The 16,207-nt window shown below is 55.7% G+C and carries 14 protein-coding genes, 1 pseudogene and 1 CRISPR repeat array (1 of these 16 running past the window's edge); of the genes and pseudogenes, 8 read left to right on the top strand and 7 right to left on the bottom strand.

Going from position 1 to position 16,207, the window contains the following annotated elements; genetic code table 11:
- Positions 1-19 precede the first annotated feature (19 nt).
- The 4 genes and pseudogenes from TEU_RS09325 (at position 20) to TEU_RS09310 (ending at position 3,713) form a co-directional block, all read left to right on the top strand.
- Entirely contained in the window at positions 20-1,090 is a 1,071-nt protein-coding gene (locus tag TEU_RS09325; RefSeq protein WP_144244853.1) for a hypothetical protein, read from the top strand.
- A gap of 60 nt (positions 1,091-1,150) precedes the next feature.
- Positions 1,151-2,311 (top strand): bifunctional 3,4-dihydroxy-2-butanone-4-phosphate synthase/GTP cyclohydrolase II, encoded by a 1,161-nt coding sequence (locus TEU_RS09320; protein ID WP_050003519.1) that lies wholly within the window; start codon positions 1,151-1,153, stop codon positions 2,309-2,311.
- Positions 2,312-2,328: 17 nt separating this feature from the next.
- Complete coding sequence (gene ribH / locus TEU_RS09315) at positions 2,329-2,793, top strand: 6,7-dimethyl-8-ribityllumazine synthase (protein ID WP_050003518.1); 465 nt, start codon at positions 2,329-2,331, stop codon at positions 2,791-2,793.
- Between the two features lie 108 nt (positions 2,794-2,901).
- A pseudogene (locus TEU_RS09310) lies at positions 2,902-3,713 on the top strand (mechanosensitive ion channel family protein).
- 58 nt (positions 3,714-3,771) lie between these two features.
- Here TEU_RS09310 and TEU_RS09305 read toward each other — a convergent pair.
- From TEU_RS09305 to thiC, 4 genes are read right to left on the bottom strand one after another with little or no spacing between them, the layout of a single operon-like run.
- Positions 3,772-4,365 carry an IMP cyclohydrolase gene (locus TEU_RS09305; RefSeq protein WP_050003517.1) on the bottom strand — a complete coding sequence of 198 codons (594 nt, stop codon included), beginning with the start codon at positions 4,363-4,365 and terminating at the stop codon, positions 3,772-3,774.
- A complete protein-coding gene (locus tag TEU_RS09300) occupies positions 4,362-5,294 on the bottom strand; it encodes a formate--phosphoribosylaminoimidazolecarboxamide ligase (RefSeq protein ID WP_050003516.1) in 933 nt (310 codons plus the stop codon). The genes TEU_RS09305 and TEU_RS09300 overlap by 4 nt, the downstream gene beginning before the upstream one ends.
- A complete protein-coding gene (locus tag TEU_RS09295) occupies positions 5,291-5,950 on the bottom strand; it encodes a phosphoribosylaminoimidazolesuccinocarboxamide synthase (RefSeq protein WP_050003515.1) in 660 nt (219 codons plus the stop codon). The genes TEU_RS09300 and TEU_RS09295 overlap by 4 nt, the downstream gene beginning before the upstream one ends.
- A gap of 4 nt (positions 5,951-5,954) precedes the next feature.
- Positions 5,955-7,235, bottom strand: a complete 1,281-nt coding sequence (thiC, locus tag TEU_RS09290; protein ID WP_050003514.1) for a phosphomethylpyrimidine synthase ThiC — start codon at positions 7,233-7,235, stop codon at positions 5,955-5,957.
- Positions 7,236-7,323: 88 nt separating this feature from the next.
- Between thiC and TEU_RS09285 the strand changes: the two genes are divergently transcribed.
- From TEU_RS09285 to TEU_RS09275, 3 genes are read left to right on the top strand one after another with little or no spacing between them, the layout of a single operon-like run.
- Entirely contained in the window at positions 7,324-8,076 is a 753-nt protein-coding gene (locus tag TEU_RS09285; protein ID WP_050003513.1) for a sulfide-dependent adenosine diphosphate thiazole synthase, read from the top strand.
- Positions 8,077-8,080: 4 nt separating this feature from the next.
- Entirely contained in the window at positions 8,081-9,364 is a 1,284-nt protein-coding gene (gene thiD / locus TEU_RS09280) for a bifunctional hydroxymethylpyrimidine kinase/phosphomethylpyrimidine kinase (RefSeq protein ID WP_050003512.1), read from the top strand.
- 38 nt (positions 9,365-9,402) lie between these two features.
- Entirely contained in the window at positions 9,403-11,346 is a 1,944-nt protein-coding gene (locus TEU_RS09275) for an ATP-binding cassette domain-containing protein (protein WP_050003511.1), read from the top strand.
- A gap of 39 nt (positions 11,347-11,385) precedes the next feature.
- On the opposite strand, the gene mrtA is transcribed toward TEU_RS09275, so the two are convergent.
- The 3 genes from mrtA to TEU_RS09260 are packed head-to-tail and all read right to left on the bottom strand — an operon-like array spanning position 11,386 to position 13,969.
- Positions 11,386-11,985, bottom strand: coding sequence for a CPBP family archaeomyxosortase MrtA (gene mrtA / locus TEU_RS09270; protein ID WP_050003510.1), 600 nt, complete (start codon positions 11,983-11,985; stop codon positions 11,386-11,388).
- A 3-nt stretch (positions 11,986-11,988) separates the two neighbouring features.
- A complete protein-coding gene (locus TEU_RS09265; RefSeq protein WP_050003509.1) occupies positions 11,989-12,891 on the bottom strand; it encodes a hypothetical protein in 903 nt (300 codons plus the stop codon).
- A gap of 43 nt (positions 12,892-12,934) precedes the next feature.
- On the bottom strand, positions 12,935-13,969 hold the full coding sequence (locus TEU_RS09260; protein ID WP_050003508.1) for an FKBP-type peptidyl-prolyl cis-trans isomerase: 1,035 nt from the start codon (positions 13,967-13,969) through the stop codon (positions 12,935-12,937).
- A 111-nt stretch (positions 13,970-14,080) separates the two neighbouring features.
- On the opposite strand from TEU_RS09260, the gene cysS reads away from it, so the two are divergent.
- Positions 14,081-15,511: a cysteine--tRNA ligase gene (gene cysS, locus TEU_RS09255; RefSeq protein ID WP_050003507.1), complete on the top strand. Its 1,431-nt coding sequence runs from the start codon at positions 14,081-14,083 to the stop codon at positions 15,509-15,511.
- 96 nt (positions 15,512-15,607) lie between these two features.
- Positions 15,608-16,207: a CRISPR direct-repeat array (repeat unit 30 nt; unit sequence CTTTCAATTCTCTTCGAGTCTTATTGCAAC); it runs 839 nt beyond the window's last position.

Below are 16,207 nucleotides of genomic sequence, written 5' to 3'. Positions count from 1 at the left end.
TCTTATCGTAGCAGGTGCAGTGGCCTTTTCTGATACCAACGGCAAAAAGCCGGAAAGACCGGATGAGGCTATTTCCGCAACGGCCAACGGCGACCTTCTCGTCTTCTCGGCGGAGAGGCTCGACAGCACCGGATACTCGGTCGAAGTGCTCGCCTGCTCGCTGAAAGACCAGAGGGTTATCTTCAGCGCTGAAGTGCCTAGGTGGATTGACTCCAATGTGGCCTTCTACATCCTCTATCCCGGCGCGGACTACCTGGGACTCCGGTGGGACGGCATAAGGGAGCGGGTTCTCAATGTGAGCCGCGACCTAGGTCTCTCCGTAGGGAAGGTGGAGTTCGTTAAGCCGGCACTCGATAAGGTTGGCCACTCGAAGGGGAAGTTCACGTACTCGGCCAAACTGAAGGCGGGCCAGTGCACCGTCCTCTCATTCAAGGGAGTCTTCAGAGAAATGCCGAAAAAGGTCTATCTGAGGAACGGAAAGGTTCTGGAGCTTCCCTCAGCGTCACTTTCGGGAAATGAAGAATGGCTTCTCACACTGACCGTCCCCGACGGTTTTAATGCCTGGAACGCCCCCATAATGGTTCCCAAGAGGCTCGGGAGGAGCGAGGAGTTTCTGCGCAGGTGCACGGAATACCGCGAGAACCTTATCTCCCTCGTGGGAAAGAGGGTAACCACTGCGGAAGAGCTCGCCCAGATGGACGTCCCCGAGGAGCCCCGGCCCCCGGAGGACTACTGTGCCGAGCTGGGGGCGAACGGGAGCGAGGTCTACTCCGCCCGGCTCATCGGGAACTCGTGCCTCTACAGCGACGGCGGCTACTACGGCTTTGACTACTCTGGCAAAGGGGGGAGGGTGATTTCTGTAAGCTTCAACTCCACGGGCTGCAAACCTGCTGTGTGGGTGGCCTTTACAGGGAGGCTGAACATGTTCTCCCGGGGCGTTGCTGCAGAGGACGTCTGGGAGGGAAAACACGTTAGGTCCCTCTTCGGCGTTTTCGGAAACATCTCGGTCCACAACGACGATGGCGATGGTCCGCTAATGCCAGACTTTGAGGGCTTCCTCGTCCTGGACCTCGTCGTCCAGCCCGGGTGATTTTTCCATTTTTGGAACAAATTTTTAAAAATAATGTTCCTCTTATAGAACCTGATGCCTATGAACCTGGGAGAACTTAGAAAGGCCGTTCTCGATGGAAAGCCTGTGGTTCTCATCGACGACAGAAGGGAGTTCGAGGCCGATTTGATTTATCCAGCCGAGATAGCCTCAGCCGAGGTAGTCAACTTCATGCTCTCCGCAAAGGGCCTGCTGTGCCTCACGATGGATATGGACGAGGCCCTAAAGCGGGGCTTCTTCCGCCTGCCAAGCAAAGAAGGCGAGACCAACTTTCTGATTCCAGTCGATTACAAGGAGACCTTTACCGGCGTAACCGCGGAAGAGAGGGCCCTTACCGCTAGAAAACTCGCCGGGGGGCTGGGCGTTGAGGCCTTCCGCTACCCCGGGCACCTTCACCTCCTCGGAGGGATAGGGCTCAACAGGCGTCGCGGCCACACCGAGAGCTCGCTCGAGCTCATGGAGTTCCTCGGCTTCAAGCGCTATGCTCTAATAATCGAGATTCTCGACGAGAGGGGCGACTCCCACAACCGCGAGTACGCCCTTAAGTTCGCAGAGGAACACGACCTGCCTGTCATCACCACCGACGACGTCTGGAAGGAGTTCGTGAAGAGGAAGCAGCTGATAAGGGTCTACGCGAACGCGAGGCTTCCCACGAGATACGGGGAGTTCAGAATTATAGCCTTCGAGAACGAGCTGGACTTCAAGGAGCACGCCGCGATAGTCAAGGAGCCCTACGGCGACGTTCCGCTCGTCAGGATTCACTCGAAGTGCCTCACCGGAGACACGCTCGCCTCCCTCAAGTGCGACTGCGGAAGTCAATTGGCAAATTCACTTAGAATGATAGCCCGGGAAGGCGGGATACTGCTCTACATGGACCAGGAGGGCAGGGGAATAGGTCTGAAGGAGAAGATCAAGGCCTACGAACTTCAGGACAAGGGGCTCGATACCGTTGAGGCTAACGAGGCGCTTGGGTACAAGGCTGATGAAAGAACCTATGAAGCGGCCTTCCAGATGCTTCGCGCGCTGGGCGTTTCAAGGATAAGGCTCATAACGAACAACCCGGCGAAGGCCAGGGCCCTGGAGGAGTTCGGGATTGAGGTCGTTGAGATCATCCCGGCCCCTCCAGAAATCACGGAGCACAACAGGCCGTACCTGAAGGTTAAGGTCGAGAAGCTCGGCCACAGGCTCCCGTTTGAGGTTTAGTGTTTGGAGGTGTGCCTATGAAGGTAAGAACGATTGAAGGTGGCTTTATCGGAACCGGCTTGAAGATGGGCGTGGTGGTCGCCCGCTTCAACGATTTGCTCACTGAGGAGCTCCTGAAGGGTGCGCTCGACTGCTTTGAGAGGCACGGGGTCGAGGAAGTTGAGGTTGTCAGGGTTCCCGGCTCCTTTGAGATTCCGCTGGTTGCCAAGAAGATGGCCGAAAGCGGCAAATACGACGCGGTTCTGGCCCTTGGGGCCGTTGTGAGGGGCGAGACAAAGCATTTCGACCTCGTCGCCAACGAAGTCGCCAAAGGAGTCGCCAAGGTATCCCTGGACACTGGAGTTCCTGTTATCTTCGGCGTTATAACGGTCGAGGACGAACTGCAGGGCTTCAACAGGGCAGGAGTGAAGAGCAACAAGGGATTCGAGTACGCCATGGCGGCCCTGGAGATGGCGAACCTGATGAAAAAGCTAGAGAGTTGATTGAATTTCTCATTACTTCGCTTGACAAGACTGCCTTTTTTCTACCCTTTGAGGGTCCTCTGGAAAAGTGTTAAATGGAACGCTCCCAATATACTGTGAGGCGATACCATGGTGGCTTTTGATAAACCTCTACCCTACGTGGGGGTGACCCCCTCCAGATAGCTACTGCGGTAGCGATTCTTGTGATAGGGTGGGTGGTAACAAAGATACTCGTCGGTACCTTCAAGAGGGGATTGAAGAAGACCAAGCTTCCAGAACTAGTTGTGGAGTTCCTCGGCAGGTTTCTGAGCGCGCTCCTGTACGTCGCGGTGATCCTTCTCGCGGTCAGCGCGCTGGGAATCGGCGTTGGCTCGGTCGTCCTCGGCCTCTCGGCTGTGATAGGCCTGATACTCGGCTTTGGAATGCAGGACACCCTCACAAACCTCGCGGCAGGAGTGTGGCTCGCCGCCTTGAGGCCCTTTGACAAGGGAGACTTTGTGACCGTCGCCGGCCAGACGGGAAAGGTCGAAGCTGTTGGAGTTATGAGCACGGAGCTCCTGACACCTGACAACGTCCTCATAACAATACCGAACAAGCTCGTCTGGGGAAGCGTGATAACTAACTACACTAAGATGCCGACGCGCAGGGTCAGCATTGACGTCGGCGTCGCCTACGGCACAGACCTCGATAAGGCGATAAAGGTTGCGATGGACATCATGAAGAGCCACCCGAAGGTGCTGAAGGATCCCGAGCCGGCCGTCGTCATAACTGGACTTGGGGACTCCGCGATAAACCTGCAGCTCAGGGCATGGGCCAAGATTGAGGACTACGGAACCGTTAAGGGCGACCTCACAAAGGCCATCTACGAGGCTTATATGAGGGAGGGAATTGAGATACCGTTCCCGCAGATGGGGGTTCACATAAAGGAAATGCCGCGCTGAGCTCCTTTTCCTTTTGACTACCAAAGAAGTTAAAAGGGGAGAATAAAAGCTTTTAAAGCTATTCTGAAGCTCTTTTCCAGCCGAGCTCCCAGTTTTTCCCGCGTAGAATTCCGATAGCGAGCACCTTGTTCTCAAACGGGAGCTCCATGGTCTTCTCAGCCAGTTCCTGGGCAGTGTTGAACTGCGGAAACTCTATCTCTGTGAAGCCGAGGTTGTACGTGGCCGTGACGAAGGCCTTGCCTTCTTTCAGCTCCAGCTCCCTTACCCAAAACTCGTCCTTTCCAGCGAAGCCGAGCCAGCCCCTTCCGTCTTTTCCTATTATCCCGGCTATCCTTGGGGTGTTGTAGTCGTCCCTCTCGTAGTCGAGCGCGTCTAAAACGTGGATTAGGGCCTTTTTCGGGCTCTCCCACTCGAGGGTCTGGGCGATGAAGTCAGTTTGGAGTCCGTTGGTGACGACCGCGTAGTCTTCAAGGAGCCTGACGACCGGGTAGCTGACGTAGGGGTTGTCCGTCTGGGTTAGGTTCTCGATGTAGACGGCGTTTTCCCTCACGATTGCCCTCCTCCTTGGGAAAGAGCGGGAGCAGAGAAGGTAGAAGGCGAAGGGCTTGCCCTTCATCAGACCGATTCCAAGCGTTCTGCCCGTGTAGGTCAAGATACCACCTCCTCAAGCCTCTCCTCTTTGAGGGCGAGGTTTATCTCGCGCGCTATCCTCCTGCCCATGCTCATAGGCTCTCTCCAGTAGAGCCTTCCGTACCAGTGGAGCGCGTTGGAACCGCCGTCAATCCTCGATGCGAAGCCTATCGCCCTGAAGGCCCCGTCGTAGGCGAAGTGGAGCGCGAACGGCCCGATAATCCCCGGAGGTTCGAGCTTTCTCATCGCCTCGACGAAGGCCAGCCCGTAGTCGTAGAGCCTCGGCAGGAGCGACTCCCTGAGGGCGACTCCGACGTTTCCGGTTATCGTGTACGGCAGGGGCTTAACCGGCCAGCGGGCGTTTCCGTCCGCTATGACCACGCGCTCGTCCACCCCGAGCAGTTCAAGGCGCTCAAGAATTGGCGAGTAGAAGAAGTGGACGTACAGGTAGACCCCCGGTATGAACTCCTCGATTCTATGGGGTTCCTTAAGTCCCTCTAACTTTTCCTCGAGCTCTTCCCCGCGCGCTATGAAGTGCCCGCTTCCCCCCTTTGGCCCTTCTGTCCTGACGAAGTAGAACTCTTCTGGTTCGACTTCCTCGGGCTTGATGACCCTCACCCTTGGGATTCCGGCCTCGTCGAGGGCTCTGTCCTGGAGCTCAAAGGCCGTCTCCCACTTGAGGAAGCGCCTGTTGCCGAAGAACCTCGCTTCTGCATTCTCTATTGCCTCAAGACCGAGGTATGCCACAAAGGAGCCGTGGGGGACTATTATTCCGTCGTCATTGAGGATTGCGCTCATGTCCTTTGTTGTTACAAGCTCATCTGCAAGACCGGTTGATGCGTAGAAGGCCTTCCTCTCCGGCTTTACATAGAGCCGAGTCCTGAATCCTTCCTCTTTCGCTCCGAGTAGTATCTGGAGGGAGGAGTGAGACGCTATCGTCGAAAGTATCACCTTATCACCCCCGACAGCTCTTCCTGCGTTAAAATCCTCCCGTCCTTCGCAACGCGCATCGTGTCCCCGCTCAGCTCGTCTATGATGATTAGACCGCCGTTGAGCCTTCCGAACTCAAGCTTGAAGTCCACGAGCTGGAGCCCCTTCGATGAGAGGAATTCCCTTAAAACCCCGGCGACCTTCCTGGTGGTCTCTTTCATCTCATCTACTTCGTTTTTGCTCGCGATTCCAAGGGCCCTAACGGCTTCCTCCACAATTATGGGGTCGTCAAGCGAGTCGTCCTTGAGGGTGAACTCCACTATCCCGAGCCTCTGAAACGGCTCTGCCCACCCTCTGTATCGCCTCAGGAAGCTCCCGTAGGCAAGCTCGCGGTAGATGACCTCAAGCGGGATTCTCTCCGCCCTCAGGAAGCGCGCCCGCCTCTCGTCAATCCGCTCAACGAAGTGCGTCTTTATACCGTTCTCCTCAAGGAGCCTGAAGAAGAACTCTGTCTGCTTTAAAACGAGGCTTCCCTTTCCCTCCTTCTCTCCTATAACCTCGTTGCCCCCGCTGTCTTCCCTGCCTTCCCTACCGAGAACGGTATCCTTGAAGTGGAAGACGAGGTAGGGACCGTCCTCGTAGACGTCCTTCGTCTTGCCTGAATAGACGAGCCTCAAGCTCTCACCCCTTCCTGAGCATGTCGTTGATGAGCTTTATCGCGCATAAATCACCGCACATCGAGCATGCCTCTGTCTTTGTGGGCCTCTCCTTCCTTATCTCGATGAACCTGTCCCTGTCGGCGCTCAGCTCGAACTGCCCCGCCCAGTCGAGCCTTCCGCGCGCGAGGCTCATGAGGTAGTCCTTCTTGAAGTCGGCCTCGAAGCGGGTCAAATTGACCGCGTGGGCGGCTATCTTCGCCGCTATGACACCCTCGCGGACGTGCTCGACCGTCGGCAGTCCGAGGTGCTCCGCCGGAGTGACGTAGCACAGGAAGTCTGCGCCGTTCATGGCCGCTATAGCACCGCCTATCGCCGCGGTGATGTGGTCGTAGCCGGGGAAGATGTCCGTGACGAGCGGACCGAGGACGTAGAAGGGCGCGTTGTCGGTTGCAATCTTGGCGAGTTTCACCTGGGCGGGAATCTGGTCAATGGGCACGTGGCCCGGCCCCTCGACCATTGTCTGGACTCCGGCCTCTCTCGCGCGCCTCACGAGCCTTCCGAGGGTGTAGAGCTCGGCGATCTGGAGCTCGTCTCCGGCATCGGGAAGTCCACCGGGCCTTAAACCATCACCAAGGCTCAGAACGACATCGTACTCCTTCGCGAGCTCAAGCAGGTAGTCGTAGTCCTTGTAAAACGGGTTCTCCTCGTCCCAGTGGAGAATCCACGCCGCGAGAAAAGTTCCACCGCGCGAGACCATGCCGACGACTCTCTTCGTCCGCTTCATCTTCTCGACGACTTCCTTGGTCACTCCAACGTGAATCGTGGTGTAGTCAACGCCGTCCTTGAAGTGCTTCTCGACGGCCTTCCACATGTCGTCCTCGGTCATCTCGATGATGGCCTTCCCTTTGGCTAACATCTCCTCGGCGGCCTGGTAGATTGGAACGGTTCCGATGGGCACATCAACGGCGTGCATTATGGCCTTCCTTATAGAGTCTAGGTCACCGCCGGTGGAGAGGTCCATTATGGTATCGGCGCCGTACTTGACAGCGACCTTAGCCTTTTCTATCTCCGCATCAACATCAACTATGTCGCGGGAGGTTCCGATGTTCGCGTTCACCTTGACGCGGACGACGTTGCCAACTGCCACGGGCTTTACCCAGTCGTGGTTGACGTTGCGGAAGATTACGGTGTGGCCCTTAGCCACGCTCCGCCTGAGCTTTTCGGCGCTTATGCCCTCCCTTTCGGCGATAAATTTCATCTCCTCGGTAATTACCCCTCGCTTGGCTTCTTCCAGCTGGGTCATTTTTACCACCGATAACCTGTTTATAACAAAGTTTTTAAATTCCAAAACTAAGTTTTGAACGCAACTTAAAAGGTTTTGGGTGGTGGCGATGCTTAAGGAGATTGAGATAAGCAGGGCGATAATCGAGACCTACATGAACGAGCTTCTTGAGAGGCTGAGCCTCGACGTCGCTATCGTCGGTGCCGGTCCCTCTGGAATGGTCGCCGGCTACTACCTGGCCAAGAACGGCGCAAAGGTTGCCATCTTCGAGAAGAAGCTCTCCATCGGTGGTGGAATCTGGGGCGGTGCAATGGGTTTCAACAAAATCGTCGTCCAGGAAGAGGCGAAGGAAATCCTCGACGAGTTCGGGATAGATTACAGGCCCTTTAAAAACGGGCTCTACGTCGCTGACGCAATCGAGACGGCAACGACGATAGCGAGCAGGGCAGTGAAGGCGGGGGTTAAGTTCTTCAACATGGTAGAGGTTGAAGACCTTGTCCTTAAAGAGAACCGCGTCGCCGGAATAGTGATCAACTGGACGCCGGTGATGATGACAGGTCTGCACGTCGACCCGCTCACCGTTGAGGCGAAGTTTGTAGTTGACTCGACAGGCCACGGGGCGCAGGTAAGCGGGCACCTCGTGAAGCGCGGCCTCCTCCAGGTTCCGGGCGAGGGCCCGATGTGGGCCGAGAAGGGCGAGGAGCTGACGGTGAAGAACACGAGGGAGGTCTTCCCGGGTCTCTACGTCACCGGCATGGCCGCGAACGCTCTCGCTGGGGCCCCGAGAATGGGGCCAATATTCGGCGGGATGTTCCTGAGCGGAAGAAAAGCGGCCCTCGAAATCCTTGAGAAGCTGAGGTGATGGAATGGCCGTCCTGATTGTAGCGGGCCTCGACACGGGTGGCGGGGCCGGTTTAAAGGCCGACATCGAGACGGTCTCAGCCCTGGGCGAGCACCCGCTTCCGGTTCTCACAGCGGTGACCTACCAGAACCCCTCCGAGGTGAGGGGCTACTACCCCCTCCCTTCAGAGGCAGTGCAGGAGCAGATAAGGGCCGTTAAGGCGAGCTTTGAAATCAAAGCCGTCAAAATCGGAATGCTCGGGAGCGGGGAGATTGCAAAGGTGGTTAAGGAAGAGACCTCGGGCTTTATCAGGGTTTTCGACCCGGTGCTGAGCTCAAGCTCTGGCTCTAGGCTCATTGATGACGTTGAGTCCCTCAGGACACTCGTCGAGGGCTCGATAGTCACGCCAAACGTCCACGAGGCCGAAGCGCTGACCGGCATCGAAATCCGCTCGGTTGAAGATATGGGAAAAGCCGCAAAGGTTCTCGTGGAAAACCTTGGCGCCGAGGGCGCGGTCGTAACGGGGGGACACCTAAACTTTACCGACGTCCTCTACTGGAAAGGGAGGCTCTACGAGTTTCCGGGAGAAAAGGCCGAGGGCTTCACCCACGGAACCGGCTGTGCCTTCTCCTCGGCTCTGGCGACGTTCCTTGCCAAAGGACTTGAGCTCCCTAAAGCCGTTGAGAGGGCCAAGCGCTTCGTTGAAGGCTCGATAAGGTTCTCCAATGCAGAGGCGAAGGCTGTTAACCCCCTCTGGGAGCTGGAGAGAAACTCTTATCGCTGGAGGGCTAAGGAAGAGCTTGAAAAAGCTGTTGAGAAGCTGGTGGTCTTTGGAGAGAAGCTCAATCCTCACGTCGCCGAAGTCGGGACGAACTTCGCCTTAGCAACTCCCCTTGGAGAGGTCTTCGCCGTTAAGGGCAGAATCGTCCGCTACGGGAAGACCGTAAAGCCCGTCGGCCCCGTTGAGCTCAACGCCAGCGACCACCTCAGGAGAGCCCTCCTCAAGATGCGCGAGTTCTACCCCGAGGTCAGGGCCGTGCTGAACCTCCGCTACTCGGAGGAGCTGATAGAGAAGGCGAAGGAACTCGGCCTCGTCGTTTCGTTCTATGACCGCAGGGAGGAGCCCGAGGAGGTGAAGAGGGCAGAGAGGGGAACTATGGAATGGGGCATCGAGACGGCCGTAAAGAGGGCAGGAAAAAGGCCCGACATGGTTTACCACCTCGGCGACTGGGGCAAGGAGCCAATGGTTCTAATCTTCGGGAGGGACGCGGGGGAGGTCGTGGAGAGGGTGCGGAAGCTTTTGGGCTAACGTTTTAACTCCTTTTTCCTATTTATCCTGGTGGTCCCATGCTCATAAGGGGAAAGGTTACGGGTAGCGAAATCCCGCGCTTCAAGCACCGCTGGTTCGGAATCCTCGAAGTTGAAGCCGAGGGGGAGAAATACCGCCTCTACATGACGGGCAACGTCGCCCAGTGGTTTCTGAACGGTGATGAGGTGGAAATTGAAATCCTCAACAAACCGAATGGGAAGGACGGCGTTAAGGTTCTCGACTTCGACGATTATAAGCTGTGGAAGTTCTACGAGGGCGACAGGATTCCTGTGTGGCCCCTCTTTGAGAAAACCGTTGAGGCCAAGCGCTACTCACCTTTGACGGGCGAGCTCCTCTACACCTACAAAATCAGGGCGAGGGAGGCAAAATACGAGTCCGACTTCGAGGCGATAGCCGAGCTGGAGCAGTACCACTACGCGAGCCAGAAGGAGAAAGTCGCTCTTTGGCGCTGTGAGAACGGCCACATCTTCGAGGCCAACACCAGGCAGAGATGCCCAATCTGCGGGGCTGAAAGCCACATACTCGAGATAAAGGGCTCAACTCCAGCGTCGCGCTTCCTCATCTTCGAGCTCGTCGAGAGGGAAGAATACGAGCCGAGGATTCTCAGCTACGTCCGCGTTGACCCGCCGATACCGCTCATGCACCGCCGGCTTCTGAACGGGGAAATTGAGAAGAACATCCGCGAGAAGGTCTTTCCCGAGGAGTGGTTCCACCCCGCCTTCTGGCCGGAGCGCATAATGAAGGAACTCTATGAGGAGCTGAAGAGGAAGTACGGGAAGAGGAGAATAGCCCGTTCCTACCTCTGGGAGCAGGCCAAGTGGAAAGCTTTAGCAGAGACCAATACGGCAGGCGCGAGGATTGCGAGGGTTGTGGTCCACCCGGACTACCGCTCCGACGGGCTGGGACAGTTAAGCGTCAAGTCGGCCCTCGAGTGGATAGCCGAGCGCAGGATTCCCGAAATGAGGAAGAGGAAGCAGGTCGTCGAGACCATAGCCCAGATGGCCCGCTACAATCCCTTCTTCGAGAAAGTAGGCTTCAAGTTCCTCTGGGAGACCGCGAGCGGGAGGCCCGTCCTCTTCTACCCGCTGACGGAAGAAGCTAAGGAGTACATCGAGCGCTTCCTTCGCGAAGACCCCTACGCGCCTCCTGAGGGTAAGCTCTGGAAGCCGAGCTACGGGAAGGTTGAGCCTTTAGCTGGGCCGATAGTCTTCAGGAACGTGGGCAAGGTCTTCGAGAGCGAGCTTGACATCAAGGGCCTGCCCGAGGAGATTCAGGAACTGCTAAAGGCCTTCGGCGTCAGGCACCGCGTCATCCAGAGGCCAATTTTAAGGAATTTAAACTTCGAAATCCAGCCGGGCGAGCTAATAGCCGTTGTCGGAGCGAGCGGGGCCGGAAAGACGACACTTCTCAGGCTAATTCTTGGAGCGGCCAACGGCTGGTGGGAGGAGCGCTTTAGACCGACGGAGGGTGAGATTGAGGTTCCAAACAACGCCAAGGTCTCGGTCATGATTCCCGGTGAGTTCGAGCCGACCTTCGGGACGGAGAGCATCTTGGAGCACGTTTACAGGAAGATAAGCGACCTCAACGCCGCGGTGGAGGTTCTCAACAGGGCCGGTCTGAGCGATGCAGTCCTTTACCGTGCTAGGTACAGCGAGCTGAGCACCGGCCAGAAGGAGAGGGCAAGGATAGCATCCCTCCTTGCGGAAAAGCCCAACCTCCTCCTCATTGACGAGTTCGCGGCACATCTTGACACGCTCACGGCGATGCGCGTGGCGAAGAAAGTTGCGGAGATAATCCGCGAGGCCGGCATAACTGCCCTGATAATCACCCACAGGCCAGAAGTGCTGAAGGCCCTCGACCCGGACAGGGTGCTGTTTGTCGGCTACGGCACGGCAAGGGTCGAGGACAAAGGAAAATCCGAAAAGGCAGGAAATCGGAGTAGCCTGGCCGGCATCGGTTGAATGGTTTTATTCTTTCTTCCCCATTAGAGTGCACTGCTGTTAAGGGGTTACGACGACACACAGGACGTCGAAGAGGGCCGAGCCGAGCCAGTGGAGGAGGAAGCTCGGGACGAAGCTCTCACCTTCCAAGTCCATTTTTGCGAAAATTATTCCCGCGATGAAAGCATACGGCACCTCTATCGCCGGTTTTCCTCTGTGGACTATTGTGTAGGGGACGTTCTGGAGAAATATCGCCAGCCACACGTTCTTTCTTGCGAGTGGAAAGAGTAGAAAGCCCCTGTAAAACGCTTCGTGGGCGAGCATTATTATGCCCATGCCCAGCTCGCCAAGAACGAAGCCAACTACGCCTGAATACGGGAACACGGGGTAGTAGCTTCTCATTGAAGGAACGGTTGTCCCATAGATACTCAGGGGGACTGAGAGGACAAACAGGAGTGCAAAGAGCTTGAGCCCATTCCGGTTCGGAAGCTTCAGCCCAAGCTCCTCCGGCCTGAACCCGAGCGCAGTTGAGATGACGGCCGGGACGAGAAGGTAAGCAGTGAAGACGATTAAAACGTGTTCCCAGAAGGATGCGGGGATTAACGGGGGGACGAAGCTTAGGGGAAAGAGAATGGAATAGAGAAGCAAAGCCCTTCTCATCCCTCACACCATGAAGCTTATTTGGACGGTAGTGGGATAGCGCCTAATCTCTATTCCGCGGTTGGTGAAGGCTATTCCTATTTCAAGGGGCCTCTTGGGGTTCGCCCTTCTAATGACGCGGATTCCGATCTCCTCACCGATTCTGTCCTTGTTGAGCCTGTTGATATAGTCGTAGAGCAGTCTGAGGAAGTTCCGGTAGTCCTGCATCTCCTCTAAGAATTCCCTCTGCTCCGGGTTTAGCCTGGGGTATAGGTAGCGGTGGAAGAACCAGTCGAATGAGCTGTACGTTTCGGAGGCATAGGCGAAGAGGAGTTTGTAGAACTCAACGTTCTTGTTGCCGAAGGCCGAGTCCATGTACTCGATGGCCTTGCCGAGGTAGCTCGCGGCCTCGCTGAGCTTCATCCTTATGAGCCTGACCTCGAGGTCGTTGCCCCTGAGGAGGAGCTGGATGTAGCGGTTGTTCCCGTAGTCCAGGTAAATCGTGTTGTAAAAAAGAGCCAGCTTTGATGGCCGTATTCTCATGTACTGGACGAGCCTTCTTATTACGTCTGAAAGCCTGTTCAGACCCCTAGGGTCCCCAATCAGGAGGGTCTCAATACCGCTAATTGTGTCCTTGACGGCAACGTCGTTGTCGAGCCAGAACTCTACTTCCCTCCTCCAGCCGGGCATGTTGTAGCGGTTGAGCACCTTAAGGTCGAGGAGAGAGACTGGAACTTCCTTCTGAATTCGTCCAAAGCGTTTCTTGAAGATGACAACAGGGTGATAACCGCTTGATGGGTTCAGGTACGATACCGGGAGCTCCATAACGCGCCTCAGGGCGAGGAGTGCATCCCTAATCTTGGGTACGTCTTCCCTGCTGAACCGACTTTCCAAGTCTTTAAGCAGAATTTCAAGGCGGCTGTCCATGAGTATCCCCTAATGAATAGAGAAAAGGAGGAAGTTAAAAACTTCACTCAGAGCTCTCCTTCTCAGCGGCCTTGGTTTTCTTCTTGCTGGTGGTCTTCCTGGTGGTAGTCCTCCTGGTCTTCCTGCCCTTCGTGCTCCTTCTGGTGGTCTTCTTCTTGGTCTTTTTCTCGGCCTCTTTCTCCTGCCCCTCTGCTTCTTCGGTCTTTTCCTGCTCCTCTGTTGCTTCGGGCTCCCCGGTTTCCTCGGTCTTCTCAGTCTTCTCCTCTGCAGGCCCCTCCTTCTGCTCCTCTGTGCGCTCGGCGGTCTCCTCAGCGCTGGTCTCAACCTTCTCCTCTTCGGCGGCCTCTTCCTTCTCGGCTTCCTCCGGTGGCTTGAGGAGCTCCTCGACGCTTGGCTTGAAGGTTATCTCCTCGTAGCCGAGGAACTTCAGGTCGCTCTCAAGGAGTATCTCGCCGAGGACCATGGTTCCCTTATCAACCTCGTCCTTGACGGGGGTGAAGTCAACGACGACGTCCTTCTCGCCGACCTCGATGATGACCTTGTTGGCATCAACCCTCGGGAGGCGGAGCTCAATCATAGCCTTGACCTTCTCTATCGGGTCTTCAATCTTCTCAACGACCTCGACCTCGTAGACGAGGTGCTTGCCGGCGTAGGGGTGGTTGAAGTCAACCCTAACGCGGCCTCCGCTGACGGTGAGAACCCTTCCCTTGAGCTTCCTTCCGCTCTCGGTTTCAATCTCGACCGGCATTCCTGGGAACGGGATTATGCCCTGCCTCCTGAACTGGCCAAGGGTGAAGGTCTTGATGAGCTTCCTGTCGCGCTTTCCGAAGCCCTTCTCGGGTGGAACCTCTATCTCGTACTTCTTGCCGACCTCAAGGCCCTCAAGGGCCTCGTCGAGCCCCTTGATGACGTGACCCGCTCCAACCGCGATTGGGACGGGGCCGTAAACGCCGTTCTCCTTGTAGATGCCAGCCTGCTTGGCGACCTCCTCCTCGGTTGTGTCAAAAATCTCGCCGGTCTCCTTAATCTTCCCGGTGTAGCGGAGCTTTATGACGTCTCCCTTCTCAACCTTGACCATCTTTCTACCCTCCTCTTTCGGGCTCTAAACCGAGTTGTGGAGTTGGTTTTTAAGCTTTCCCGCAACGATAAGCTAATAAAAAGGCGCCCCCAACATGGCCTGGTGGTGGGAATGGCGATTAGGATATACAACACCCTGACGAGGCAGAAGGAGGAGTTCAAGCCCTTGAGAGAAGGCGAGGTTAGAATGTACGTCTGCGGTCCGACTGTTTACGATTACCCTCATCTCGGCCACGCTAGGACTTACATAGCCTTTGACGTTGTAAGGCGCTACTTCGAGCACAAGGGCTACACCGTCCTCATGGTCATGAACTTCACTGACATAGACGATAAAATCATCAAGCGCGCCAACGAGACAGGGGAAGACCCAAAGGAACTGGCAGAGAAATTCCTGAGGATTTTCCTCGAGGACATGAAAGCTTTAAAGGTCAAGCCGGCCGACGTTTATCCCCGCGTCACCGAGCACATGGATGACATCATTAACTTCGTGAAGAAGCTCCAGGAAAAGGGCTACGCCTACGAAGGTAGCGACGGCGTTTACTTCGAGGTCAGGAAGTTCAAGGACTACGGAAAGCTGAGCAAGATAAAGCTCGAGGACCTCGTTAAAGGCGCGCGCGTTGAGCCCGGCGAGGGCAAGAAGAACCCCGAGGACTTCGCCCTCTGGAAGAAGGCCAAACCGGGCGAGCCCAAGTGGGAAAGCCCCTGGGGAGAGGGAAGACCCGGCTGGCACATAGAGTGCTCCACGATGAGCAGTAAGTACCTCGGCGAGAGCTTCGACATCCACGGCGGAGGAAACGACCTCATCTTCCCACACCACGAGAACGAGATAGCCCAGAGCGAGGCCTGCTTCGGCCACGAGTGGGTTCACTACTGGATGCACACCGGCTTCCTGATGGTGAACGGCGAGAAGATGAGCAAGAGCCTCGGCAACTTCGTGACCGTTAGGGAGCTCCTCAAGCGCTACGACCCGGAGGTAATCAGGCTCTTCGTCCTCCAGAGGCACTACCGCTCGCCCCTCGACTACAGCGAGGAGGGCATTGAGCACGCCAAGAACAACCTTGAGAGGCTCTACAACACGCTTGAAAACATCCGCGTGGCGATGAGCAAGGCGGAGATTTCCTTCCGCTGGGACGAGCCCGAGTTCAGGGCCTACGAGGCCATAAGGGACGCGAGGAGGAAGTTCTACGAGGCGATGGACGACGACTTCAACACGGCCGAGGCTTTAAAGGCGGTCTTCGAGGTCAGCAACGCAATAAATCGCTACCTCACCGAGGTCGAGAGGCCCAAGGAGAGCATCCTTAGGAAGGCCTGGGAGTTCTTCAAGGACGTCGGCGAGGTCTTTGGTCTGTTCGAGGACTACTTTAAGGAGCAGAAGGCCGGAAACGAGGAGGAACTAATAAACCTGCTCGTTGAAGTCCGCGCCCAGCTCAGGAAGGAGAGGAAGTTCGATTTAGCCGACAAAATCAGGGAGGAGCTAAGAAAGCTCGGAATCCAGCTGGAGGACACACCGCAGGGAACGGTCTGGAAGAGGATTAAGGTTTGAGGTTTCTTTTTCCTTGAATGTCCCATTTTTGTTCTGAGAAATCTTTGGTCTTATTGTAGCGTTTAACTTGATACCTCAAGCGGGGAATTCAAACTTATTTCAATTCTCTTCGAGTCTTATTGCAACACCTCGGCGGTTCGGCGTTGCTGAGAATCTCTTGAACTTTCAATTCTCTTCGAGTCTTATTGCAACAACTCGCAAAAGAAATTCTTGAAAACATTAAACACTACTTTCAATTCTCTTCGAGTCTTATTGCAACGGGTATGTCCTATTCCGGGTTTTGAAATTTTTTGCTGCTTTCAATTCTCTTCGAGTCTTATTGCAACTTGGTAATCAAGAAGTATGGTAAAGTTTCACTACAAACTTTCAATTCTCTTCGAGTCTTATTGCAACCTGAAAAAGGAGGCACAGGAGGTAATCGAATGAAGGCTTTCAATTCTCTTCGAGTCTTATTGCAACAAGAGCGGACGGGCTGTGCGTATAACGGCGGAGGTAAGCTTTCAATTCTCTTCGAGTCTTATTGCAACAGGCAACCACGACAACCACAAAGGTGACAACTACGCGCTTTCAATTCTCTTCGAGTCTTATTGCAACCTCGCCGCCCTCTGCCTCATTTTATGGGGTGAGTACCTTTCAATTCTCTTCGAGTCTTATTGCAACTCGACGAGGCGTATGCGAAGGACAACAACCCGTTTA

This window comes from Thermococcus eurythermalis, assembly GCF_000769655.1.
Lineage (GTDB): Archaea > Methanobacteriota_B > Thermococci > Thermococcales > Thermococcaceae > Thermococcus > Thermococcus eurythermalis.
The sequence above is the reverse complement of the archived record's forward strand: the minus strand, read 5'-3'. Positions and strand labels throughout refer to the sequence as shown.